Here is a 22,455-nt window from a genome sequence, read left to right on the forward strand (position 1 = left end):
CTCGGCCGCCTCCAGTGTCTTAGCGGCCCGTGCGGCCCCCCGGGGGGACCCCGCGGCGGGGCCGTGGCCGGCGGCGCCCGGGCCCCCGCGGGGGGGGGCGCCCCCCGGGCCGGGTGCCGTCAGGGCCTCAGGAGGTCAGCGCCTCCGGGCCTGCGGGGCGGTTCAGGCGGCGGTGCGACCGTGGCGGCCACGGCGGCGCAGGACGAAGACCGCGGCGCCACCGGCCAGGACCAGGCCACCGGCGACGGCGGCGAGGATCGGGGTCGAGTCACTGGCACCGGTCTGGGCCAGGCCACCGGTGCCCGGGGCGGAGTTGGTCGCGGCCGGGCTCGGGTGCGCGCCGGCGGCGGTGCTGGCACCGGCCGACGGGGTGCCGGCCTGGCTCGGGGTGCCACTCGGGGTGCCGGTCGGGACGGTGCTCGGGGCGGTGCTCGGGGCGCCGCTCGCGGCCGGGGTCGACGGGCCGGAGGTCGGCGGGGTCACGCCGGTCTTGCAGTCCAGGACGCCCTTGAACTCCTTGGCGAAGCCGTTCGGGCCGGTGACGTTGATGTCGTAGGCGGCCTTCTCGGCGACCGGGACGAGCACGTTCTCGGTCTTGCCCGGCTGGACGGTCAGCTGCTTGCCCGGCTTGACCGTGACGGTGGCGGCCTCGTCACCACCGTTGGTGACGGTGACGCGCACGCCGTTGTTCTCGCACTCGACCTGGGCGGTGCTGTCGACCAGCGCGCCCTGGCCCTGCTTCCAGGTGGCCTTGGCGCCGGCGGAGACGCTGAGCTTGCTGGAGCCGGCCAGGATCATGCTCTGGCTGTGCCGCTTCGGGTCGTAGCCCTCGCTGAGGAAGACCCGGCCGCTGGGCACGACGGTGTCGGCGGCGGCGGCCAGGGCGACGGAGCCGTCCGGGGTGCCGGCCGGCACGTCCAGGAACAGCTGGGTCTCCTTGATCGGACCGGTCAGGGTGGCGCCGACCGGCTTGCCGTCCTTGTCCACCACCTTGACCTTGTCGGCGGCGTCACCGGTGACGGTGAGCTTCACCTCGGCGGCGCTGGACTTGAGGGTGAAGGGGCCGAGCTTGTTGCCGGACTTGCCGGAGACGGAGTCCGGGTTGAGCGTCAACGAGGGGTTGGGCTCGGCGGCGATGCCCTTGTTGGCGTCGCCGAGCAGGTAGTCGCGCAGCTTCTTGGCCTTGGCGTTGCGCGGGGTGGCGTTCTTGTTGTCCGAGAACTTCCAGATCGCGGCCTGGGTGCCCGCGGCGGCGTCCTCGGCGGTCAGGCCGTCGACGCCGACGGTCTTGCCGAGCGCCGTCAGGTCCTTGACCTGCGGGTAGGAGTTCTCCAGGATCCAGCGGATCTTGGAGGCCGCCTCGACCTTGTTCTTGCCGCCGAGGGAGCTCGACTTCCAGTCCGACTCCTGGTACTTCGCGGCGCTGTCCAGGTAGACCGGGTTGTCGAAGTCGATGCAGTAGGTCTGGATCTCGCCGTTGGACGTCTTGAGGGTGAACAGACCGCCGTCGACGGTCCCCTTGCCCTCGACGTCGATCTTCTCGCCCACCATCGTGTTCTGGAGGACGGCCTTGACGCCCGCACCCGGGGTGTCCGCCGCGGCCGCCGCACCGGCCGCGAACAGGCCCCCGCCCAACACCAGGCTGGTCGTGAGCATGACAGTGGTTATGCGGGGGAGACTCCGCACCTGCCTCTGGAACATCTGGGATCCCTCCGGGGCCGGGCCGCACCGATGGACAGCCCGCCGACTTGCCGTGCCGCGCGCGCCCCCTGTGGCGCTGCTGCGGGTATGAACCAGACGAATCCTATTGAGCCCCGCAGGCCCCGAAACCCCCATGCGAAATCAGGACGATTCCGTATCTGGATCGTTATCAACCCCCTCAGTTTCGACACAAGCTGACGATCAGCCAGAATCTCCTCGCGACTTTTCGTTATCCGGGCGAGATTGCACATGCGGGCGCAACAACAGTCTCGATCAACATATTTGTCGACAGTTAAGGTCATCGACCCGTCAGATCAGCGCAGCCTGCTCGCCACCTCCCCGCTCCCCCTCGGCCACCCTGCCCCGCTCCCCCGCCTCCGCCTCCGACACCCCGTCCGACACCGGCCGCGCCGGCGGCGGGGGCTCCGGCGGGCGCGTCGCCGAGGCCACCGCCAAGGCCTTCCGCGCCTCCAGTGCGTCGGCGATCCACCCCGGCACCACCCCTGCCCCGGCCTGCGCCCCGCTCGGCCCGGTGGCGCCCGACGGCTGCCCGCGCACCCCCGCCGCCCAACGGAACGCCGAGGTACCACGGGTGAGGTCGTGTCCGACCGATCGGGCGTCGATCTCGGCCCTGGTGCGCTTCACCTCGCCGTCGGCCCACTCCCGCAGCCGCAGCCGACCACTCACCAACACCGGATCCCCCTTGGCGAGCGAACCGATCAGATTGACCGCGAGCCCCCGCCAGGCCGTCACCGTCAGCCACTGCGTCTCGCCGTCCGCCCAGCACTCGCGCTGCCGGTCGTACCGGCGCTCGGTGCAGCCGAGCCGGAACTTGGCCATCGGCACCCCGCTGCCCGTTTCGCCGTAGCTCACCTCCGTCGCGACAATGCCGACGATCGTCACCTGCATCTCGTTCACAGTGCACTCTCCGTTCTCGCCGATGCACCGTACGGAATCGACCGGCGCGCGTCGAGAGTGCGCTTCGCGGGAAATCCCCGCCAGAGAGTTCTGAAATCCTGTGGACAACTCGATGCCTCGGAAAACCGACGTCACTCGCAGGGGTGAATTTCGGCCTTTCGGCACCCCTTCGAGCCCATCTCATCGCGGCCATGACAACAAACCGGCTGCTCGCCGCCCCCAACCGACACGCCCCGGAACAGCGCCGACCGACCGTCCGCGCACGTCATCCGACCGGAGGAAGCCGAATACGGCCCCCCACCCGCACCGGTGGCGACACATTCTCCGTGCCGAATCCATAACGGGTGGGGCGGCAGCCCCGTAACGACTGCACAACGTCCGGCTCGGAACACTCCCAGACCGCTGCACTCACGGCGTTCACCTGCGATTATCGGACCGCTCCACCGAACCGACACACCAACGGCGGTGTCGTCACACTCGGCCGAGGAACTGGGCACCCTTATCCTGTCCCCGACAGGTCGAGGGCCCACCGACCCCCACCCCCACCCTCACGGTACGGGGCCGGACACGCGCGCCCCCGGCGCTCGTCGCCCGACCCGGCCACGGTCACGCCCGCCCGGGCGCAGCCCGTCCCGCCCCCATAGCTCAGCGGATAGAGCACCCGCCTTCTAAGCGGTAGGTCGCAGGTTCGAATCCTGCTGGGGGCACCACCTCGGCATTCCCGCAGGCCGCCAGGCCGGCGGCCGCATTGCCCGGCCGTCGCGGGCTCCCGGAAATCCCCTCCGCACACCGCCTGATTGCGTACACCCACCGCACCTAACCCGTGACGATGCGTGTCGTGGCCACCGCGATAACAGGCTGCTCCGGATGACCGCCACTGCGGATCGGATGCGGGAGAAGACCCGAACAACCGAAATCCCGAGCGAATCACGCTCCGGGGACAATCCGCCCCACCGACCCGGCCGGGAGCCGCTCGGTCGGGTCCCCGGCCGGCCGCTCGGCCCGTGATCGCGAGCCCGGCCGGCCGCTCAGCCGATGGCGGCGAGTCTGCCGCCGGTGGCGCGTCAGTCGCCGGTGGCGAGCCCGGCCAGGTAGGCGTCCAGCAGAGCGGTCTGCCGCTCGGGCGGGAACTCCGCCGGGGCGAACAGCACCTGCACCACCAGGCCGAGCGCGAAGGCCTGCGCACCGGTCGCGAGCGCGGCGGCGTCAGCCCCGGCCGGGAGCTCCCCGAGCCGCTGGGCGTCCGCGACGTGCACCGCGAGGGCCTCGCGCGAGCGGGCGTAGCGACCCGCGTGCGCGGCCGCGAGCGCGGGGTCCGACAGGGCGACGTCCCAGGAGCCGACCCAGATCCGGTTGCCGGCCACCGCCGCCCCGTCCAGCGGCAGGACGTCGAGTAGCGCGGCCCGCAGTCGGGCCAGCCCGGGGGGTGGCGGCGGGGTGCCGTCGGCGGGGGCGGTGCGCCGGGGCCGGGAGCCGGAGCGCCGGTCGAGTTCGTCCAGGGCGTGGCTCAGCAGGGCCCGCTTGTTGGGGAAGTAGTGCGTCAACAGGCCGGTGGAGGCGCCCAGTTCGGTGGCCACGGCACGCAGGGTCAGCCCCTCGAAGCCACGGCTGGAGAGCACCCGCCACACGCCCTCGGACACTTCCAGGCGGCGGGCGTCATGGTCTCCACGGGCCGGTGTCATGGGGGTCATCGTACATACCAAACGTTTGTTATGTATGGTTCCCAGCACGCCGCGCATCCCGTGGACCGTGCATCCCGTGAAAGGCCAGCCCATGTTTGCCGTACCGCTCGCCGAGAACGCCGAACTGCGCCCGCTGGAGCCGTGGCAGGCGGCCGAGTTCCTGGCCCACATCGACCGCGCCCGCGCCCACACCGACCCGTGGATCCCCTGGGCCACCCGCTCCACCGACCTCGACTCCGCCCGCACCACCCTCCAGCGCTACGCCGACCAGCAGGCCGCCGACAGCGGCCGGATCTACGGCATCTGGCGGGACGGCACGCTGGTCGGCGGCGTGATGTTCGTGAGCTTCAACGCCCAGAGCGGCGTCTGCGAGATCGGCGCCTGGACCGAGCCGGCCGGCGAGGGCGGCGGGCTGATCACCGCCGCCGTCCGGGTGCTGATCGACTACGCCTTCACCACCCGCGGCCTGCACCGCGCCGAATGGTGGTGCTCCGCCGGCAACGCCCGCAGCCGGGCCGTCGCCGAGCGGATCGGCATGAGCCTGGACGGCACCCTGCGCGAGTGGTACCCGCACAACGGGGTCCGCCACGACAAGCAGATCTGGTCGATCCTGGCTCCGGAGTGGACGCCCGGGGCCTGACCGGACGCGGAGGGGCCCGGTGGACACCCCCGTGTCCCACCGGACCCCGCACCGCCCCCGCCGCTCCCCGGGCCGCCGCTCCCCGGCCCCTCAGGCCGCCAGCACCGGCGGCTCCGCCGCCGCCACCGCCCTGGGCACCCGCAGCGCGAGCAGCAGGACCAGCACCAGCAGACCGCCGACCGACAGGAACACCACGTCGACGGCGTCCGTGAAGCTGCGCAGCGCGTGCTCGCGGGCCGCGCCGCCGAGCGTCCGGACGGCGCCGAGTGGCAGGCCGGGCTCGCCGTCCGTGAAGACCCGGGCCAGCACGGTGCCGAAGAGCGCCGCGCCGAGCGCGCTGCCGAGGGTCTGGAAGAAGCGGATCCCGGTGGTCGCGACGCCGAGGTGGTGCCGGGGGACGGACTCCTGCACCACCGTGACCAGCTGGCCGATCAGCTGGCCCATCCCGACGCCCAGCAGGACGAGTTCGCCGCAGACCGCCCACAGCCCGGTGGTCGGGCCGTTGAGGCCGAGCAGGAGCAGGGCGATCGCCGCGCAGCCCGCGCCGGCCACCAGGAAGGTGCGCTCCGCGTAGCCGCGGGCGGTGAGCCGGCCGGCCAGCAGGCCGACCGCTGTCATCCCGCCCGCCATCGGGATCAGGTAGAGGCTGGCCGAGGTGGGGTCGACGCCGCGGGCGATCTGCAGGTAGAGCATCACGTAGACGATCGAGCCGGTCATGCCCATCCCGACCAGGCCCTGGATCGCGAAGCCGAGGCGCACCACGCTGATCCGGAACAGCGACAGCGGCAGCACCGGTTCGGCGGCGGTGGCCTGGCGCCACACGAAGAGGCCGAACGCGGCCAGGGTGGCGGCGACGAGCCCGAGGATCACCGGGGAGGTCCAGGCGTAGTCCTTGCCGCCCCACTCGGTGACCAGCAGCAGCCCGGTCGCGAAGGCGGCGGCGAGGGCCGCGCCGAGGAAGTCCAGGCTGCGGCGGCCTGCCGCCGGCGGCAGCTTGATCACCAGGGCGGTGCCGACCAGGACGAGCAGGCCGAGCGGCAGGTTGATGTAGAAGATCCAGCGCCAGCCGAGGTGGTCGGTGAACAGCGCCCCGATCAGCGGGCCGACCGCCATGCCGATGCCCGCGACGATCCCGCCCATCGCGCCGCCCTTGCCGCTGCCGCGCTCGGCCGGGTCCTTGAGGTGGGCGACGACCACCATGGTGACGCTCATCAGCCCGCCGCCGCCGATGCCCTGGAGGGCCCGGAAGGCGATCAGCTGGCCCATCGACTGCGCGAGCCCGCAGAGCGCCGAGCCGACCAGGAAGGTGCCGACCGCGCCGAGCAGCACGCGTTTGGCGCCGTACAGGTCGCAGAGCTTGCCGTAGAGCGGCAGCAGCGCGGTCGCGGCGAGAGCGAACGAGCTGATCAGCCAGGGCAGCCGGTCGACGCCGTGGACGGGGTCGAGCTCCCGGACGATCGGCACGGTGGCCGCGGACACGATGTTCATGTCGAGCACGGCCAGCACGATCGTGACCAGGCAGAGCAGCATGCCCAGGTTGCGCTGGGCCGGTGTCATCAAGGCAGGGGCAGCGGGCGCCATCGGTAAGTCCCCCCAGGGTCGGTGGAGTTCGGGCCGGGCCGGTGCGGCCGGCGGCACGTCCTCACCATGGCAGTTTTTTTATACCTGGTCAATTCTTAAGCTCAGCTCAATCTTCATCCTGGTCGATCTTTGATCCTGGTACAGTCGAGCCATGGCGACGCACACCGGCTTCAGCCCCGACGACGACCGCGACCTCGACGCCCTCCCGCTGCGCGAGCGCAAGAAGATCCAGACCGGCATCCGGATCTGGCGCACCGCCATCGGGCTGTTCGCCGAGCGGGACTTCGACCAGGTCTCGGTGGCCGAGATCGCGGCCGCCTCCGAGGTGTCCAAGATGACCGTCTTCAACTACTTCCCCACCAAGGAAGACCTGGTCATGGCCCCCATGGAGCAGCACCTCGACGAGCCGGCCCGGGTGGTCCGCGAACGCGCCCCCGGCACCTCGGCGGTGGCGGCGCTGCGCGAGCAGTACCTCGCCGCGCTGGAGCAGCACGACCCGGCCACCGGGCTGAGCGACGAACCGCTCGTGCTCGACGTGGTCCGGCTGATCCACCGCACCCCGGCCCTGGCGATGCGCGCCACCGCCGGCTTCGGCCGGCACGCGCAGGGCCTGCTGACCACCGAACTCCTCGCCCAGGACCCGGCCCACGACGAGCTCACCGCACAGATCGCCGCCGCCCAACTGCTCGCCGCCCGACTGGCCCTGACCACCGAGAACCAGCGCCGGATACTGACCGGCGAACGCGCCGCGGCCGCCCTGCCCGCCGCCCTCGACCGGGCCGCGCGCGCCTTCGCCCTGGTCGAGGGCGGCCTCGGCGACTACTGCGCCGTCACCTCCTGAGAGAGTGGGCGCACCACGACCGCCCGGAGGTGCGCATGGACCAGCCGCTGCTCACGCGGGACCGCTCCGCCCTGCCCGCCCACGCCGAGGGCCTGCACGCGTACGTCGGCGAGGACGGCGTCGCCGTCCTGGAGTTCGCCCGACCGCACCGGCGCAACGCGGTGACCCTGGAGATCTGGCAGGCGCTGCCGAAGGTGCTGCTGCGCCTCGCCGAGCAGCCGGGGGTGCGCGCCCTGCTGGTCACCGGCGCCGGCGGCACCTTCAGCGCGGGCGCGGACATCGCCGAACTCGCCGAGGTGTACGGCGATCCGGAGCGTGCGGACGCCTACCACGCGGTCAACGTCGCCGCCGAGGAGGCACTGGCGGCCTTCCCGCACCCGACCGTCGCCGTGGTGCAGGGCGCCTGCGTGGGCGGCGGCTGCCAGCTGGCCGTCGCGTGCGACCTGCGGTTCGTCGCCGAGGACGCCCGGCTGGGGATCACCCCGGCCAAGCTCGGCGTGGTCTACCCGGCGGTGCCGACCGTACGGCTGGCCCGGCTGGTCGGCCCGGCCCGCGCCAAGTACCTGCTGTTCTCCGGCGAGTTGGTGACGGGCCGCGACGCGCTGCCGCTGGGTCTGGCGGAGCGCGTCCTGCCGGGCGCCGAACTGGACGCCGCCGCGCTGGAGTTCGCCCGACTGCTGACCCGGCGCTCGGCCCAGACCATCGGTGCGGTGAAGGCCGCGCTGGCCGTCCCGGCGGAGCGGGCGGCGCAGGCGCTGGCGCCCTGGGAGCGCCGCTCCCGGGAGACCTCGGACGTGCCCGAGGGGCTGGCCGCGTTCCTGGAGGGCCGCCCGGCGCGGTTCTGACCGGGGCCGGGCACCAGGTCCGACCGGGGCCGGGCACCGGCTCCGACCGGGGCCGGGCCTCAGGTCCGGGCACCGGCCGCGCGGACGGACTCGCGTACGATCATCCGATCGGCGCCGGACCGTCCCGACGCCCGCGCCCCGACGCCCCCGTCGCGCCGACCCTTCACGCCGAGCCCTCACGCCGACCCCTTTGCGCACCCGGAGCACACACCCCGATGACGACCGAGGCCACGACCGCCCCCACCAGCCGGACGATCTGGGCCCGCCGGGTCACCGACGGCGTCGAGCCGAAGAACGTCATCATCGCGATGCTCCCGCTGATAGGCGTCATCCGCTACGGCTGGACGGGCCTCGGCTGGGCGGCCTTCGCGGCCCTGTTCGCGGCCGTCATCCCGACCATGTTCATCCAGCGCGGCATCCGCAAGGGCACCCTGGAGGACCGCCACGTCGGCCACCGGCAGCGTCGGCTGACCGTCATCCCGTTCATCATGGGCTCGGTCGCGACCAGCTTCGCCGTGATGCTCTGGCTGGACGCCCCGGCCGACCTGACCGCGATGGTGCTGGCGATGTTCGCCTCGCTGGTCCCGATCCTGGTGATCACCGTCTGGTGGAAGGTCTCCGTGCACACCGCCGTGGCCGCCGGCGCGGTGGTCTGCCTCGGGATCGCGCTCGGCCCGCTGTGGCTGCTGCTCGCCCCGCTGGTCGCGGCGATCGGCTGGTCCCGGGTGGTGCTGCGGGACCACACCACCGCGCAGACCATCGTCGGCGCGGCGGTGGGCGCGCTCACCGCCGGAATCGTCTTCTGGGCGGCCCGGTAGCCCGGCGGGCCGACTGCCCAACAGCCCGGTAGCAGGGCTCAGCGGATCGGCATCCCCGAGATCGCCCGCGCGATCACCAGCCGCTGGATCTCGCTGGTCCCCTCGAAGATCGAGTAGATCGCGCTGTCCCGGTGCATCCGCTCCACCGGATACTCCCGGGTGAAGCCGTTGCCGCCGAGGATCTGCATCGCCTGCGCGGTGACCCACTTGGCCGTCTCGCCCGCGTACAGCTTGGACATCGAGCCCTCGGCCGCGGTGAACGGCTGGTTGTTGGCCGCCATCCAGGAGGCCCGCCACACCAGCAGGCGGGAGGCGTCGATCCGGGTCTTCATGTCGGCGAGCTGGAAGGCCACGCCCTGGTTGTCGATGATCGGGCGGCCGAACTGCTCGCGGGTCCTCGCGTAGTCCAGCGCCACCTCGTACGCGGCCCGGGCGATGCCGATCGCCTGCGCGCCGACGGCCGGCCGGGAGGCCTCGAAGGTGGCCATCGCCGCGTTGCCCCTGCCCCCCGGGCGCTTGACCCCTTCACGGGCCCGGGCCAGCCGCTCGTCCAGCTTCTCCTTGCCGCCGAGCAGGCAGCTGCCGGGCACCCGGACGCCGTCCAGCACCACCTCGGCGGTGTGCGAGGCGCGGATGCCGTGCTTCTTGAACTTCTGGCCCTGGCTCAGCCCGGGGGTGCCCGGCGGGACGACGAAGGAGGCCTGGCCCTTCGCCCCGAGCTCCGGGTCGACGGTGGCGACGACGACGTGGACGGCGGCGATCCCGCCGTTGGTGGCCCAGGTCTTGGTGCCGTTGAGCACCCACTCGTCCTTGGCCCCGTCGTACACCGCCCGGGTGCGCAGCGCGGAGACGTCGGAGCCCGCGTCGGGCTCGGAGGAGCAGAACGCGGCCACCTTGAGGTCGTCCGGGGTGCCGAACATCTGCGGGGTCCAGGTGCCGATCTGCTCGTCGGTGCCGTTGGCGAGCACCGCGACGGCGGCCAGCGTGGTGCCGACGATGGACAGCCCGATGCCCGCGTCGCCCCAGAACAGCTCCTCCATGGCGATCGGGATGCCGACGCCGGAGGGGTCGAAGTACTGCTGGGCGTAGAAGTCCAGCGAGTAGATGCCCAGCTTGGCGGCCTCCTGGATGATCGGCCAGGGGGTCTCCTCGCGCTCGTCCCACTCGGCCGCGGCGGGGCGGACGACGTCGGCGGCGAAGCCGTGCAGCCAGTCGCGTACGGCGAGCTGGTCCGCGCCCGGGTCCAGCGAGAACGTGCTGCTCATGGTGCTTGCCTCCGAAGAAGGGGTACGGCCGACCAGGGGGGTTACCTCGGGTAACATCGTCGGAGTCTGCTACTGATTGGTAACCGGTGTCAACGCCCAGTCAGACCCCGAATCCAAGGAGCAGCACATGTCCCGAGAGCCCCGCCGCGAGCAGCTGCTCAACGCCGCCGACCGGGTCATCCAGCGGAACGGCCCGACCGCCAGCATGAACGCCATCGCCGCCGAGGCCGGCATCACCAAACCGATCCTCTACCGCCACTTCGGCGACCGGAACGGCCTGATCACAGCCCTCACCGAGCGCCACACCAGCGGCCTGCTGGCCGCCGTCCGGGCCGCCCTCGCCGAACCACTGGAGCGCCGCGACCGGGTCGAACACGTCCTGGACACCTACCTGGCCGGGATCGAGGCCCGCCCGCAGGTCTACCGGCTGCTCACCCACCCCGAACCGGGCGACCCGAGCGGCCCCGGCACCGCACTCGCCCCCGCACTGCGGCAGATCGCCGCGGAGATCACCCGGGCCGTGCAGAGCCAGGTCGACCTCGGCGCCGACCGTGAGCTGCTCGCCGAGGCCTGGGGCCGGGGCATCACCGGCATGGTGCTGGCAGCCGGCGACTGGTGGCTGGAGACCAGACCCTGCTCACGCACCCGCATGGTGCAGGCGCTCGCCGACCTGCTCTGGGGCCGCCTGGCCGCCGCCGCGGACCTGCCCACCCCCGCCACCCCGGCCCCGACCCCGACCCCGACCCCGACCCCGGCCCCGACCTCGGCCCCGGACGCCGACTGAACTCCCCTTCCGCGCAAGGCCCTTGTGCGACACCCGGCACCGCAGGCATCATCGGGCCCCCACCCCCGCGCCGTACGAGGTCCCGATGCGCCTGCGCCGCACCGCCGCCGCCCTGCTGCTCTCCGCCACCACGGCCCTCACCGCGGCCCCCGCCACCCCCGCCGCCGCGCACGACGGCGCCCACGGCGGCCCGCCCGCGCGGTTCCCCGCCGCAACGGCCACCGGCCCCGACGGCCGCACCGCCTTCACCGACGCCCAGGGCCGCCGCCTCCACCTGCGCGGCTTCAACCTCGACAAGTACGCCGAGACCACCGAGGCCGACCTCAAGTCCCTGGCCGCGCAGGGCTTCACCCTGATCCGGGTGGCGGTCTCCTGGAACAGGCTGGAGCCCGTCCGCGGCCGCCTCGACCCGACCGAACTGCACCGGCTGCGCCAACTCCTCGGCTGGGCCGACCGGTACGGCCTGCTCGCCCTGATCGACCTGCACCAGGACGTCTACGGGCCGGCGTTCGGCGGCGGCGACCGCGGCATCCCGCCCTGGGCCACCCGGGACGACGGCCTGCCGTTCACCCCCGACCCGAACGACTGGTTCGCCGGGTACTTCCAGCCCGCCGTCCAGGCCGCCTTCCGCCACCTCTACGACGACCCCGACCTGCGTGCCTGGCAGGCCGACTTCTACACCCGGCTCGCCCTCGAACTGCGCGGCCACCGCTCGCTGCTGGGCTACGACCTGTTCAACGAGCCGTTCGGCCCGGTGGACGGCGACCCGACCGACCCGGCCGTCCTCGCCGCCGCCTCCGCCGCCCTCGAACAGGGCCGGCTCGCCGACATGTACCGCCGCCTGATCGCCGCCGTACGCCGGGTCGACTCCCGCGCCTGGCTGTTCGTCGAACCCACCGTCCTGGTCGGCCAGGGCGTGCCCACCCGGCTGCCCGGCTTCGACGACCCTCGCCCCGGCCCGCCCCGGCTCGGCTACGCACCGCACTTCTACGACACCGCGGTCGAGAACGGCGCCGACTGGGACCCGGCCGACGGCTTCGTCGAGCGCTACACCGCCGCGATCACCGCCTACCCCGCCGCCCACCGCCTGCCCGTCCTGGTCAGCGAATGGGGCCCGCCCGACTCCCGCAGGCCGGGCAACACCCTGCTGGTCCGCCGGCAGGTCGCCGCGATGGACGGCTTCGCCGAGGGCTGGACCATGTGGTACTGGTGCCGCGGCACCGGCGGCTACTGCGCGCTCGACCCGGCCGGGCGCCCCGCCCCCGGCGACGAACCCGCCTTCGGCCCGTACCCGGCGGCCGTCGCCGGAACGGACGTGCGCACCGGCGCCACCACCGTCCACTGGAGCGCCGACGGCACCCGGCACGGCAGCGAACTCGTCCTGCCCCCGGCGGCGTTCCCGCACGGCGCCGACGTCACCGCCACCCCCGCCGCCGCCCGCGTCGACGTCGAACAGCCGGCCGGCGGGCGGGCCGGAACCGTCCGGATCCGCCTCCCGCACGCCCGACCGGGCACCCCGGTGACGGTCACGGTCACACCGCGCTGACCGCCACCGGGGCCGCCCGGCGGCTAGAGCAGGCCCCGCCGCGCCAGCAGCGGCCCGGTCTCCGGCGCCCGGCCGACCACCGCACGGAAGGACTCCAGCGGGTCCCGGCCGTAGCCGCGCGCCAGCAACTCGCGCCGGAACAGCTCGCCGCTCTCCCGCACCGCGCGCCCGTTGCCCTCGAACCACTGCACGGTGTCGGCGTCCAGCACCTCCGACCAGATGTACGCGTAGTACCCGGCGCTGTAGCCGCTGGCGAAGACGTGCTGGAAGTACGCCGTCCGGTAGCGCGGCGGGATCGCCGGCACCGCGATCCCGGCCTCCGCCAGCGCCCGTGCCTCGAACTCCTCGGCGTCCGCGATCTCCCGGCCCTGCGGCACGGTGTGCCAGGCCCAGTCCAGCAGCGTCGCCGCGAGGTACTCCACCGTCCGGAAGCCCTCCCCGAAGCCCTCGGCCGCCACCATCCGCTCGACCAGCTCGGCCGGCAGCGGCTCCCCGGTCACGTGGTGGCGCGCGTAGTTGGCCAGCACCTCCGGCCGGACCATCCACATCTCGTTGACCTGCGAGGGGAACTCGACGAAGTCCCGGGGCACCGAGGTGCCCGCGAACAGCGGGTACCGCACGTCCGAGAACAGCCCGTGCAGCGCGTGCCCGAACTCGTGGAAGAGCGTGCGCACCTCGTCCCAGGCCAGCAGCACCGGCTCGCCCGGCGCCGGGCGGGCGATGTTCAGGTTGTTGATCACCACCGGCCGGCGGCCGGTCAGCCCCGCCTGGCTCACCAGCTCGTCCATCCAGGCACCGCCGCGCTTGGACGCCCGGGCGTGGAAGTCGCCGATGAACAGGCCCAGCGAACCGCCGTCCTCCTCGAACACCTCGAAGACCCGCGCGTCCGGGTGGTGGGCCGTCAGGTCCGGCCGCTCGGTGAAGGTCAGCCCGTACGCCAGCCCCGCGGCGAAGAACACGCCGTCCCGGAGCACCCGCTCCAGCTCGAAGTACGGGCGCAGCACCGCCGCGTCCACCTGGTAGGAGCTCTGCCGGACCTTCTCCGAGTAGTACGCCCAGTCGTGCGCGGCGATCTCCTCGATCCCGTCCGCCGCCGCCAGCTTGGCCAGCTCGGCGGCCTCCCGGCCGGCGTTGGCCACCGCCGGACCCACCAGCCGGGCCAGCAGTCCGGACACCGCCTCCACCGTGCCCGCGGTCTCGTCCTCCACCACGTACGCGGCGTGGCTCGGGTGCCCCAGCAGCGCGGCCCGCTCGGCGCGCAGCCCGGCCATCCGGATCGCCAGCGGGCCGTTGACCGCCAGGCCCCGGTCGAGCGAGGCCGCCAGCAGCCGCTCGCGCACCGACCGGTCGGTCAGCCGGGCCAGTTCGGGCTGGCCGGAGGTGCTCTTCAGGGACAGCACGAACCGGCCCTCCTGCCCGAGCACCCGGGCGTTCTCCGCAGCGGCGGCGACCTCGTCCGCGGACAGCCCGTCCAGCTCCTCGGCCGCGTCCACGACCAGCGCGGCGGCCTTGCTGGCGGCGTTCACGTTCTGCTGGAACGTCGTGCCGAGCCCCGCGAGTTCGGCGTTCAGCTCGCGCAGCCGGGCCTGCTCCGCCTCGCCCAGCCGGGCGCCGGAGCGGACGAAACGGGTGTGCCGGGTCTCCAGCAGCCGCAGCGACTCCGGGTCCAGACCCAGGTCGGCGCGGCGCCCGTACAGCTCCTCGATCCGGGCGAACAGGGCGCGGTCCAGGTGGATCGCGTCGTGGTGCGCGGCCAGCAGCGGGCTCACCGCGGTCTCCACCTCGTCGACCGGCTCGCTGGTGTCCGAGGACGACTGGTTGCGGAACACCGCGTCCACCCGGCGCAGCAGCTCCCCGGAACGCTCCAGGGCGACCAGGGTGTTGTCCGGCGTCGGCGGCCGCGGATCCGCGGTGATCGCCGCGATCTCGGCCAGCTGCTCCGCCATCCCGCGCTCGTACGCGGGCAGGAAGTGCTCCGGCCGGATCTCGGCGAAGGGCGGCAGTTCGTAGACCAGGGGGCTGGGCTTGAAGAACGGGTTCTCGGTCATTTCGCCGACCCTACGCCGTGTCACCCACCCTGCCTATGCGCCCCCGCCCCCCGTTGTCGTACCCACCCGTTAACGTCGAGCCCGGACACCCGAACGACCGCACACCCGTGCCCGTACCCGCACGCCAGAACAGCGCGCCGGAGAGGAGACGCCCCCGTGGCACCCAGGACGGCCCTCGCCCCCGACCCGCACGGCCCCGGCGGCCGGCTCCAGCCGCTCGACGACGCCGGCACCCCGCTCGGCCCGCCCGAGAAGGTCCCCGATCTCGCCGCCGCCGTCGCCGCCCGGGAGGCCGCCGAGCACTCCCGTTGGGTGTGGGCCGCCACCGACAGCGCCTACGCGCCGCTGCTGCCCCGGCTGCCCGACCGGCTCGCCCGCTGCCACGACCTGCGCCTGGTCGAGGCCCTGCTGCTGGCGCACGAGGGCCGGTTCGGCGCGCCGCGCTCGCTCGGCGCCGCCTGGTCCCGGCTGCGCGGCCTGCCCGTCCCGGACGACCTGCCCGAGCCCGGCTCCGCCGAGGCCGACGACGGGCAGGACACCCTGTTCGCGCCCGACCGGCTGCAACTGCCGCCCGGCGCCGACCCGCTGACCGCCGTCGTCGCCGTCCACGCCGAGCAGCAGCGCCGGCTCGCCGCGATCGCCGACCCGGCCGCCCGGCACCGGTTCCGGCTGCTGGTCGCCGCCGAGTCCGCCGGCGCACTGGTCGCCGCCGAGATCGCGTACGACGGGCTGCCCTGGCGCGCCGACGTCCACGACCAACTGCTCACCGAACTCCTCGGCCCCCGCCCGACCGTCCCCGGCGCCCAGCCGAGACTGCTCGCCGACCTCTCCGTCGAACTCCAACAGGCCCTCGGCGGGCGCCCGTTCAACCCCGACTCGCACACCCAGGTGCTGCGCGCCTTCGCCGAGAACGGCATCCAGCTCGGCTCCACCCGCTCCTGGGAGCTCAAGGGCGTCGCCCACCCGGCCGCCGCGCTGCTGATCCGCTACAAGGAGCTGTCCCGGATCCACGCCGCGCACGGCTGGGCCTGGCAGGACGCCTGGGCCCGCGGCGGCCGGTTCCGGCCCGAGTACGTGGTCGGCGGCGTGGTCTCCGGGCGCTGGGCCAGCCGCGGCGGCGGCGCGCTGCAGATCCCGCGCATCCTGCGCCGCGCCGTCGTCGCCGACCCGGGCTGGCTGCTGGTCGTCGCCGACGCCGCCCAGCTGGAGCCCCGGGTGCTCGCCGCGCTCTCCCAGGACGCCGGGCTGGCCCGCACCGCCGCCGGCGGCGACCTGTACGAGGCGCTGGCCGCCAACGCCTTCCAGGGCGACCGCGACAAGGCCAAGCTCGGCCTGCTCGGCGCCATGTACGGGCAGACCAGCGGCGACATCGGCCCGCTGCTGAACACCCTGCGCCACCGCTACCCCGCCGCGATGGGCTACGTCGAGGCCGCCGCCCGCACCGGCGAGGACGGCGGGGTGGTCGCCTCCCGGCTGGGCCGGGTCTGCCCGCCCGCCTCCGCCGAGTTCCTCGACCTCACCGAGGCCCCCGACACGGCCGGCGAGGCCGGCGGCCGGCAGGCCCGCGCCCGCGGCCGCTTCACCCGCAACTTCGTCATCCAGGCCAGCGCCGCCGACTGGGCACTCGCCCTGCTCGCCGCCCTGCGCCGCCGGCTGGGCGAGCTGCCGGCGGCCGGCCCGGCGGAACGCCCGCACCTGGTGTTCTTCCAGCACGACGAGGTGATCGTGCACACCCCGGCCAACCTCGCCGACGAGGTGGCCGCCGCGGTCGCCGAGGCGGCCGACGAGGCCCGCCGCCTGGCGTTCGGCGACACCCCGGTCCGCTTCCCGCTCACCACGGCGGTGGTGGACTGCTACGCCGACGCCAAGTAGCCGCCCCCTCTTCCCGCTCTTCGGCCCCGCGGCTTCACAGCTTCCGGAACGAGCGGGCCTCCTCGGCCGCCGCGACCACCTCCGCCAGCGCCGCCCCGGTCGAGGCGGTGACGGCGGCCGCCACCGCGCCCTCCACGAACGGCGCGTCCACCAGCCGCACGCCCGGGCGCGGCTCGTCCTCCAGCACCGTGACGGCGGTGAGCACCGAGCTGCCGAGATCCGGCAGCACGACCACGCCCGCCCCGCCGTCCGCCTCGGCGACGGCCCGCGCGATCAGGTCGTAGCTGGTGCCGAGCCCGCCGTCCTCCGTACCCGCCGCGCACACCACCCGCACGCCGCCCGGGGCGAGTTCGGCGAGCAGCTCGCGCAGCCCGGCGGCCAGTCGGGCGCTGTGCGAGACCAGGACGATACCCACGTGTTCGCTCATGCGCCCGACCCTACGACCGACCCCGCGGCCGACGCCGCTACTCCGGGAGAGTGACGCGAATCCCGCGTGTCGCACCCCGTGCCCACCACCCCCGTCTGGCGTAGCGTCGGGGCAGCAGCGTCCACGGCCGACGACCCGCACAAGGGAGCGAAGAGCGTTGAAGAAGCTGATCAACACCCCGGAGAGCGTCCTGGAGGACGCGTTGGCCGGAGTCGCCGCCGCCCACCCCGAGCTGACGGTGGACATCCCCAACCGGGTGATCACCCGGGCCGCCCGCCCGGCCGGGCCCAAGGTCGCGGTGATCTCCGGCGGCGGCTCCGGCCACGAGCCGCTGCACGGCGGCTTCGTCGGCCCCGGCATGCTGGACGCCGCCTGCCCCGGAGAGGTCTTCACCTCCCCGGTACCGGACCAGATGCTGGCCGCCGCCAAGGCCGTGGAGAGCGGCGCCGGCGTCGTCTTCATCGTGAAGAACTACACCGGCGACGTGATGAACTTCGAGCTCGCCGCCGAACTCGCCGCCGAGGAGGGCCTGGCGGTCCGCACCGTCCTGGTCGATGACGACGTCGCGGTCGAGGACTCCACCTGGACGGCCGGCCGCCGCGGCACCGGGGCGACCGTCCTGGTCGAGAAGGCCACCGGGGCACTGGCCGAACGCGGCGCCCCGCTCGACGAGGTGGCCGCCCTGGGCGAGCGGGTCAACGCCGCCTCCCGCTCCTTCGCCATCGCGCTCACCGCTGCCACCACCCCGGCCGCCGGCAAGCCCGGCTTCGACCTGCCCGAGGACGAGATCGAGGTCGGCGTCGGCATCCACGGCGAGCCCGGCCGTCGCCGCGAGAAGCTGCGCCCGGCCCGCGCGCTGGCCGCCGAGGTGGTCGACACCATCCTCGCCGACCACCACCTGGCCCCGGGCGACGAGGTGATCGCCCTGCTCAACGGCCTCGGCGCGACCCCCCTGCTGGAGCTGTACATCGCCTACGGCGAGGTCGCCGCCCGGCTCGCCGAGCGCGGCATCACGGTGGCCCGCAGCCTGGTCGGCAACTACGTCACCAGTCTGGACATGGCGGGCTTCTCGCTCACCCTCACCAAGGCCGACCCGCAGCTGCTGGAGCTGTGGGACGCGCCCGTCGACACCCCCGCCCTCAAGCGGGCCTGAGCCGGGAGACGTCATGGACTTCGACACCCCCCTCGCCGAGGCCTGGGTCCGCGCGATCGCCGCGGCCGTCGAGAAGGAGCAGGGCCGGCTCACCGAGCTGGACTCGGCGATCGGCGACGGCGACCACGGCAGCAACCTCCGGCGCGGCTTCTCCGCCGCCCTGGCCGCCCTCGACGGCCTCCGGCCGGCCGGCCCGGGCGCGGTGCTCACCAAGGTGGGCAGCACGCTGATCTCCAAGGTCGGCGGCGCCTCCGGCCCGCTCTACGGCAAGGCCTTCCGCGCGATCGGCGCCGCCCTGCCCGATCCCGCCCTGGCCGACCCCACCAACCCGGCCGGCCCGGCCGCCGTCGCCGAGGCACTGGCGGCCGGGCTGGACGCCGTCCGCACCCTCGGCAAGGCCGTGCCCGGGGACAAGACCATCGTCGACGCCTACACCCCGGCCGTCGCCGCCTTCCGCGCCGCGGCCGGCGCCGGGGCCACCCTCCCCGAGGCGGCGGCCGCCGCCGCCGAGGCCGCCGACCAGGGCGCCCGCGACACCGTCCCCCTCCAGGCCCGCAAGGGCCGCGCCTCCTACCTCGGCGAGCGCAGCATCGGCCACCAGGACCCTGGCGCCACCTCCACCGCCCTCCTCTTCCGCGCCCTCGCCGACGTCACCGCGTCCTGAGGCGCCCTCTACCTCTCCTCGTGCGGGCGCCCGCACGAGGAGAGACACGAGGAGAGCAAGAGTCCTTCGGCCGTCAGCCGTCCGTCCTGGCGATCAGCAACAGCAGGGCGTCGTCCCGCAGTTCCCCGCCCGTGTGCGCGAGCAGGTCCGCGTACACCCGCCCCACCGCCGCCTCCAGATCCCCCTCCGACCGCGTGGCGCCCCGCACCAGCGGCCCGACCCGCTCCGCCAGCGGGTAGAACTCCCCGCTCTTGTGGTGCCGCGCCTCGACCACCCCGTCCGTGCAGAGCACCAGCACGTCCTCCGCCCCGAACGGCTGGTCCCAGCTGGCCGGTTCGCCCGTCGCCAGCCGTCCGAGGCCGAGCGGCACCCAGGGGTCGGGGGCGTCCAGCACGTGCGCCCGCCCGTCGCCGTCGACCCGGATCGGCGGGACGTGCCCGTACTGCAGCAGTTCCATCACCCCGGGCGTGCGGAACTCCGCGAACAGCGCGGTGGTGAACTCCCCGTCCGGGACGTGCCGCTCGACGCTGGCCTCGATCCGCGCCGCGACGCCCCGCAGCCCGGCCTCGTCGTACGCGGCCTCCCGGAACGCGCCGAGCACCACGGCCGCGGTCTGCACGGCGGAGAGCCCCTTGCCCCGGACGTCCCCGACCGCGACCCGGGTGCCGTGCGGCGTCTCCAGCACCGAGTACAGGTCTCCGCCGATCCGTGAGGCGTCGGCCGCCGACACGTACCGGACGGCCAGCCGCAGCGGCCCGACGGCCGGCCCGGGCAGCCGCAGCAGGGCCCGCTGGGCGGCCTCGGCGACGGAGCTGACGGCCGCGAAGGCCGCCGCGCGCCGCATCCGGATCTTGGCGACCCAGGCGGAGAAGAGCGTCAACACGACATAGCTGACCATCGCACCGTAAAGGAAGCGCGCGTCGTTGATGTTGTCGACCTCGTCGTAGTGGCTGAGCCCGAAGACCGCGAGCAGGCCGAGCGCGCAGACGGCGAGCAGTTCGCCCGGTCTGAGGGTGAGCGCGGCGGCGGCCGGGACGACGGTCATCAGCGGTGCCAGGTAGCGGTCCTTGCCGGAGAGGAGGTCAGCGAGTGCGACCAGGAGCACGGCGAGCAGCGCCGGGCTGGCCCGCCGCCAGAACGGCACGTCCTGGAGGTCGGCGGCCAGCAGGGCGCCGCGCCGCCGGTCCGGCGGCAGCCCGGCGGCGCTGGGGGCCGAGGGGGACTGGGCACGGCGGGTCGGGAACACATACCGAACATAAGGGATGTTCGCGGCACCCACCCGCCCGCCTACCGCGTTTCCGTCTGCCGCGATCGCCGCCCCGCCGCACGGGCGTCCCGATCGCCCCTAAATGCCCTATTTGTCATACAGTTCGACCAAAGCGGCTACCCCGAGGAGGCCCTGACCGGTGTCCGGCTACCGCAACACCCCCCGCATCTCCGACGCCCCGGCCCGCACGACGGCCACGTCCGACCACTGGCTGAGGGTCTTCGCCGTCGGCCTGCTGCTCTGGGGCGCCACCGTCGTCGTCACGTTCCTCACCGGGAACAGCAACCTCGTCCCGACGATCGTGCTGCTCGGCAGCTTCCTGGTCCCGGCCACCGTGGTGATCTGGGCCTACGAGCGCTACGCCGGCGACCTCGGCCCGGACCGGATCTTCGCCTGCTTCGGCGTCGGCGGCATCATCGGCGTCCTGGGCGCCTCGGTGCTGGAGAGCTACCTGGTCTCGCCCTCGGCCTCGATGTACGTCGCCGTCGGACTGATCGAGGAGGCGGCCAAGCTGGCAGCCCTGGTCATGGTGAGCCGCCGACTGCGGGTCAGCGGGCTGCGGCACGGGCTGGTGCTCGGTGCCACCGTCGGCGCGGGGTTCGCCGCGTTCGAGAGCGCCGGGTACGCGTTCAACGCCGTGCTGAGCATCCAGGGGCTTTCGCTCGAGGACCTGGTCGAGACGGAGATCCTGCGCGGGGTGCTCGCGCCGGTCGGCCACATCCTGTGGACGGCGATCGTCGGCGGGGTGCTGTTCAGCGAGCGCCGCGGCGGGCGGTTCCGCTTCACCACCCCGGTCGCCGTCACCTACCTGGGCGTATCGCTGCTGCACGCGCTCTGGGACAGCACGAGCGGCATCGCCGTCTGGCTGGTCGCCAAGACCACCGCGAGCTCCTGGCAGCGCGCCCTGTTCGGGCTCGGCCACATGCCCGACCCCACCAGCGAGCAGGTGCACCTGTACACCCTCTACGACACGGCCGGACTGCTCGTGGTCTCCTTGGGCGGGCTGCTCTGGCTGCGGCTGCTGATCCGGCGCGAGCGCGCGCCGATCCCGGCCCAGCTCCCGGCCTCCCCGGCCTGAGGCGGTCCGGCGCATACGCTCTACCGGCGCACGCGTCCGTGACGCGCGCCACTTCACCCACCCCTCCCGGAAATACCCCTGAGGGGTATGGTGTTGTCAGAGTAGAACCCGGGCCGACGCCCGGGGCGCCACACCTCCCGGAGGCCCGGATGTCCAGCACCACCACCTACACCGTGACCGGCATGAGCTGCGGCCACTGCGAGAAGGCGATCAGCGAGGAGCTCTCCGCCCTCACCGGCGTCACCGAGGTCGCCGCCGACTCCAAGGCCGGCACCGTGACGCTCTCCTCCCTCGCCCCGCTGGACGACGAGCAGGTCCGCAGCGCCGTCGACGAGGCCGGCTACGAACTGGTCGGCCGCAGCGCCTAGGCCCCCTGTGCGCCGGTACGGCGGGGCCCGGGCAGCGGACCCCGCCGTACACCCCCACCGAGGAGCTGCCGAGGAGCCGATCCGCATGAGCGAGCGAAGCGAACTGGTCACCACCGCCCCCGGCGTCCAGGGCACCCCCGAGGTCCGGGACCGGGTCGAGCTGTCGATCGGCGGCATGACCTGCGCCTCCTGCGCGACCCGGATCGAGAAGAAGCTCAACCGGATGGACGGCGTCGAGGCCACCGTCAACCTCGCCACCGAGAAGGCCCGGGTCGACTACGGCCCCGGGGTGACGGTCGAGGACCTGATCGCCACGGTCGAGCGCACCGGCTACACCGCCGAACTCCCGCCGCCCCCGGCCCCCGCCCTCCCGACCGGCGCCGACGCCAGTAGCGGTGCCAGTACCGGTACCGACACCGCCGACCCGCTGTACGACCGGCTGCTGATCAGCGCCGTCCTCAGCGTCCCGGTGGTCATGCTGTCGATGATCCCGGCCCTCCAGTTCGCCAACTGGCAGTGGCTCGCCTTCGCCCTCACCGGCCCGGTCGTGGTCTACGGCGGCCTGCCGTTCCACCGCGCCGCCTGGACCAACCTCAAGCACGGCGCCGCGACCATGGACACCCTGGTCTCGCTCGGCACCCTGGCCGCCTTCGGCTGGTCGTTCTGGGCACTGTTCTGGGGCCACGCGGGCCTGCCCGGGATGCACCACGACTTCTCACTGGCGATCGGCGACACCGACGCCTCCTCCACCCTCTACCTGGAGACGGCCGCCGCCGTCACCGTGCTGATCCTGCTCGGCCGCCACCTGGAGGCCCGCTCCAAGCGCCGGGCCGGGGCCGCCCTGCACGCCCTGCTCGACCTCGGCGCCAAGGACGTCACCGTGCTGCGCGGCGGGGCCGAGGTCCGGATCCCGGTCGGCGGCCTGGCCGTGGGCGACCGGTTCGTGGTGCGGCCGGG

At 73.9% G+C, this 22,455-nt stretch carries 20 protein-coding genes and 1 tRNA gene; 13 read left to right on the plus strand and 8 right to left on the minus strand.

All coding sequences use genetic code 11. The features are described from left to right. Positions 1–162: 162 nt before the first annotated feature. On the minus strand, positions 163–1,656 hold the full coding sequence (locus ACFV6D_RS31485) for a Cys-Gln thioester bond-forming surface protein (RefSeq protein ID WP_380562159.1): 1,494 nt from the start codon (positions 1,654–1,656) through the stop codon (positions 163–165). 354 nt (positions 1,657–2,010) lie between these two features. Further along, positions 2,011–2,610, minus strand: coding sequence for a single-stranded DNA-binding protein (locus ACFV6D_RS31490; protein WP_380562182.1), 600 nt, complete (start codon positions 2,608–2,610; stop codon positions 2,011–2,013). Between the two features lie 643 nt (positions 2,611–3,253). On the opposite strand from ACFV6D_RS31490, the gene ACFV6D_RS31495 reads away from it, so the two are divergent. Next, positions 3,254–3,329 (plus strand) — tRNA-Arg (locus tag ACFV6D_RS31495). Positions 3,330–3,683: 354 nt separating this feature from the next. Here ACFV6D_RS31495 and ACFV6D_RS31500 read toward each other — a convergent pair. After that, the gene (locus tag ACFV6D_RS31500; protein WP_380562161.1) at positions 3,684–4,301 is read right to left on the minus strand and encodes a TetR/AcrR family transcriptional regulator; all 618 of its coding nucleotides are present in this window, start codon (positions 4,299–4,301) and stop codon (positions 3,684–3,686) included. Positions 4,302–4,392: 91 nt separating this feature from the next. Here ACFV6D_RS31500 and ACFV6D_RS31505 point away from each other — a divergent pair, with 91 nt between their 5' ends. Further along, entirely contained in the window at positions 4,393–4,941 is a 549-nt protein-coding gene (locus ACFV6D_RS31505) for a GNAT family N-acetyltransferase (RefSeq protein WP_380562163.1), read from the plus strand. Positions 4,942–5,031: 90 nt separating this feature from the next. On the opposite strand, the gene ACFV6D_RS31510 is transcribed toward ACFV6D_RS31505, so the two are convergent. Continuing rightward, positions 5,032–6,498, minus strand: a complete 1,467-nt coding sequence (locus ACFV6D_RS31510) for an MFS transporter (protein WP_380562165.1) — start codon at positions 6,496–6,498, stop codon at positions 5,032–5,034. A 175-nt stretch (positions 6,499–6,673) separates the two neighbouring features. Here ACFV6D_RS31510 and ACFV6D_RS31515 point away from each other — a divergent pair, with 175 nt between their 5' ends. The 3 genes from ACFV6D_RS31515 to ACFV6D_RS31525 all read left to right on the plus strand — a co-directional run bounded on the left by ACFV6D_RS31515 (position 6,674) and on the right by ACFV6D_RS31525 (position 9,026). Further along, the gene (locus ACFV6D_RS31515) at positions 6,674–7,363 is read left to right on the plus strand and encodes a TetR/AcrR family transcriptional regulator (RefSeq protein ID WP_380562167.1); all 690 of its coding nucleotides are present in this window, start codon (positions 6,674–6,676) and stop codon (positions 7,361–7,363) included. A 35-nt stretch (positions 7,364–7,398) separates the two neighbouring features. Then, positions 7,399–8,208 (plus strand): enoyl-CoA hydratase/isomerase family protein, encoded by an 810-nt coding sequence (locus ACFV6D_RS31520; RefSeq protein ID WP_079135891.1) that lies wholly within the window; start codon positions 7,399–7,401, stop codon positions 8,206–8,208. A gap of 215 nt (positions 8,209–8,423) precedes the next feature. Further along, positions 8,424–9,026 carry a phosphatase PAP2 family protein gene (locus tag ACFV6D_RS31525; RefSeq protein WP_380562168.1) on the plus strand — a complete coding sequence of 201 codons (603 nt, stop codon included), beginning with the start codon at positions 8,424–8,426 and terminating at the stop codon, positions 9,024–9,026. A gap of 38 nt (positions 9,027–9,064) precedes the next feature. On the opposite strand, the gene ACFV6D_RS31530 is transcribed toward ACFV6D_RS31525, so the two are convergent. Further along, complete coding sequence (locus tag ACFV6D_RS31530; RefSeq protein WP_063349402.1) at positions 9,065–10,291, minus strand: acyl-CoA dehydrogenase family protein; 1,227 nt, start codon at positions 10,289–10,291, stop codon at positions 9,065–9,067. A 127-nt stretch (positions 10,292–10,418) separates the two neighbouring features. Here ACFV6D_RS31530 and ACFV6D_RS31535 point away from each other — a divergent pair, with 127 nt between their 5' ends. Both ACFV6D_RS31535 and ACFV6D_RS31540 read left to right on the plus strand, forming a co-directional pair. After that, positions 10,419–11,075 (plus strand): TetR family transcriptional regulator, encoded by a 657-nt coding sequence (locus tag ACFV6D_RS31535; protein ID WP_380562170.1) that lies wholly within the window; start codon positions 10,419–10,421, stop codon positions 11,073–11,075. A gap of 85 nt (positions 11,076–11,160) precedes the next feature. Further along, a complete protein-coding gene (locus tag ACFV6D_RS31540) occupies positions 11,161–12,621 on the plus strand; it encodes a cellulase family glycosylhydrolase (RefSeq protein WP_380562172.1) in 1,461 nt (486 codons plus the stop codon). A 23-nt stretch (positions 12,622–12,644) separates the two neighbouring features. Here the strand turns inward: ACFV6D_RS31540 and ACFV6D_RS31545 are convergent, their stop codons facing one another. Beyond that, the gene (locus ACFV6D_RS31545; RefSeq protein WP_380423514.1) at positions 12,645–14,669 is read right to left on the minus strand and encodes a M3 family metallopeptidase; all 2,025 of its coding nucleotides are present in this window, start codon (positions 14,667–14,669) and stop codon (positions 12,645–12,647) included. Positions 14,670–14,825: 156 nt separating this feature from the next. On the opposite strand from ACFV6D_RS31545, the gene ACFV6D_RS31550 reads away from it, so the two are divergent. After that, entirely contained in the window at positions 14,826–16,541 is a 1,716-nt protein-coding gene (locus ACFV6D_RS31550; RefSeq protein ID WP_380562174.1) for a bifunctional 3'-5' exonuclease/DNA polymerase, read from the plus strand. A 34-nt stretch (positions 16,542–16,575) separates the two neighbouring features. On the opposite strand, the gene dhaM is transcribed toward ACFV6D_RS31550, so the two are convergent. Then, a complete protein-coding gene (gene dhaM / locus ACFV6D_RS31555) occupies positions 16,576–16,968 on the minus strand; it encodes a dihydroxyacetone kinase phosphoryl donor subunit DhaM (protein WP_063349397.1) in 393 nt (130 codons plus the stop codon). 157 nt (positions 16,969–17,125) lie between these two features. Between dhaM and dhaK the strand changes: the two genes are divergently transcribed. Both dhaK and dhaL read left to right on the plus strand, forming a co-directional pair. Further along, positions 17,126–18,121, plus strand: coding sequence for a dihydroxyacetone kinase subunit DhaK (gene dhaK, locus ACFV6D_RS31560; protein WP_063349396.1), 996 nt, complete (start codon positions 17,126–17,128; stop codon positions 18,119–18,121). 13 nt (positions 18,122–18,134) lie between these two features. Beyond that, a complete protein-coding gene (dhaL, locus tag ACFV6D_RS31565; protein WP_380338024.1) occupies positions 18,135–18,785 on the plus strand; it encodes a dihydroxyacetone kinase subunit DhaL in 651 nt (216 codons plus the stop codon). Positions 18,786–18,858: 73 nt separating this feature from the next. Here dhaL and ACFV6D_RS31570 read toward each other — a convergent pair whose 3' ends face one another. Further along, entirely contained in the window at positions 18,859–20,031 is a 1,173-nt protein-coding gene (locus ACFV6D_RS31570) for a PP2C family protein-serine/threonine phosphatase (protein ID WP_380562176.1), read from the minus strand. Between the two features lie 160 nt (positions 20,032–20,191). Here ACFV6D_RS31570 and ACFV6D_RS31575 point away from each other — a divergent pair, with 160 nt between their 5' ends. The 3 genes from ACFV6D_RS31575 to ACFV6D_RS31585 form a co-directional block, all read left to right on the plus strand. After that, positions 20,192–21,130: a PrsW family intramembrane metalloprotease gene (locus tag ACFV6D_RS31575; protein ID WP_079135889.1), complete on the plus strand. Its 939-nt coding sequence runs from the start codon at positions 20,192–20,194 to the stop codon at positions 21,128–21,130. A gap of 38 nt (positions 21,131–21,168) precedes the next feature. Beyond that, positions 21,169–21,498: a heavy-metal-associated domain-containing protein gene (locus ACFV6D_RS31580; protein WP_380562178.1), complete on the plus strand. Its 330-nt coding sequence runs from the start codon at positions 21,169–21,171 to the stop codon at positions 21,496–21,498. Between the two features lie 85 nt (positions 21,499–21,583). Continuing rightward, positions 21,584–22,455: cation transporter (locus ACFV6D_RS31585; protein ID WP_380562180.1), on the plus strand; the 872-nt coding region annotated here is incomplete at its 3' end.

It is taken from the genome of Kitasatospora sp. NPDC059812 (genome assembly GCF_042732075.1).
Lineage (GTDB): Bacteria > Actinomycetota > Actinomycetes > Streptomycetales > Streptomycetaceae > Kitasatospora.

Excerpts from the sequence above, each read along its gene's own strand:
- ACFV6D_RS31485 (WP_380562159.1), bottom strand. The coding sequence starts at position 1,656 with ATGCTCACGACCAGCCTGGTGTTGGGCGGGGGCCTGTTCGCGGCCGGT.
- ACFV6D_RS31490 (WP_380562182.1), bottom strand. The coding sequence starts at position 2,610 with ATGCAGGTGACGATCGTCGGCATTGTCGCGACGGAGGTGAGCTACGGC.
- ACFV6D_RS31500 (WP_380562161.1), bottom strand. The coding sequence starts at position 4,301 with ATGACACCGGCCCGTGGAGACCATGACGCCCGCCGCCTGGAAGTGTCC.
- ACFV6D_RS31505 (WP_380562163.1), top strand. The coding sequence starts at position 4,393 with ATGTTTGCCGTACCGCTCGCCGAGAACGCCGAACTGCGCCCGCTGGAG.
- ACFV6D_RS31510 (WP_380562165.1), bottom strand. The coding sequence starts at position 6,498 with ATGACACCGGCCCAGCGCAACCTGGGCATGCTGCTCTGCCTGGTCACG.
- ACFV6D_RS31515 (WP_380562167.1), top strand. The coding sequence starts at position 6,674 with ATGGCGACGCACACCGGCTTCAGCCCCGACGACGACCGCGACCTCGAC.
- ACFV6D_RS31520 (WP_079135891.1), top strand. The coding sequence starts at position 7,399 with ATGGACCAGCCGCTGCTCACGCGGGACCGCTCCGCCCTGCCCGCCCAC.
- ACFV6D_RS31525 (WP_380562168.1), top strand. The coding sequence starts at position 8,424 with ATGACGACCGAGGCCACGACCGCCCCCACCAGCCGGACGATCTGGGCC.
- ACFV6D_RS31530 (WP_063349402.1), bottom strand. The coding sequence starts at position 10,291 with ATGAGCAGCACGTTCTCGCTGGACCCGGGCGCGGACCAGCTCGCCGTA.
- ACFV6D_RS31535 (WP_380562170.1), top strand. The coding sequence starts at position 10,419 with ATGTCCCGAGAGCCCCGCCGCGAGCAGCTGCTCAACGCCGCCGACCGG.
- ACFV6D_RS31540 (WP_380562172.1), top strand. The coding sequence starts at position 11,161 with ATGCGCCTGCGCCGCACCGCCGCCGCCCTGCTGCTCTCCGCCACCACG.
- ACFV6D_RS31545 (WP_380423514.1), bottom strand. The coding sequence starts at position 14,669 with ATGACCGAGAACCCGTTCTTCAAGCCCAGCCCCCTGGTCTACGAACTG.
- dhaM (WP_063349397.1), bottom strand. The coding sequence starts at position 16,968 with ATGAGCGAACACGTGGGTATCGTCCTGGTCTCGCACAGCGCCCGACTG.
- dhaL (WP_380338024.1), top strand. The coding sequence starts at position 18,135 with ATGGACTTCGACACCCCCCTCGCCGAGGCCTGGGTCCGCGCGATCGCC.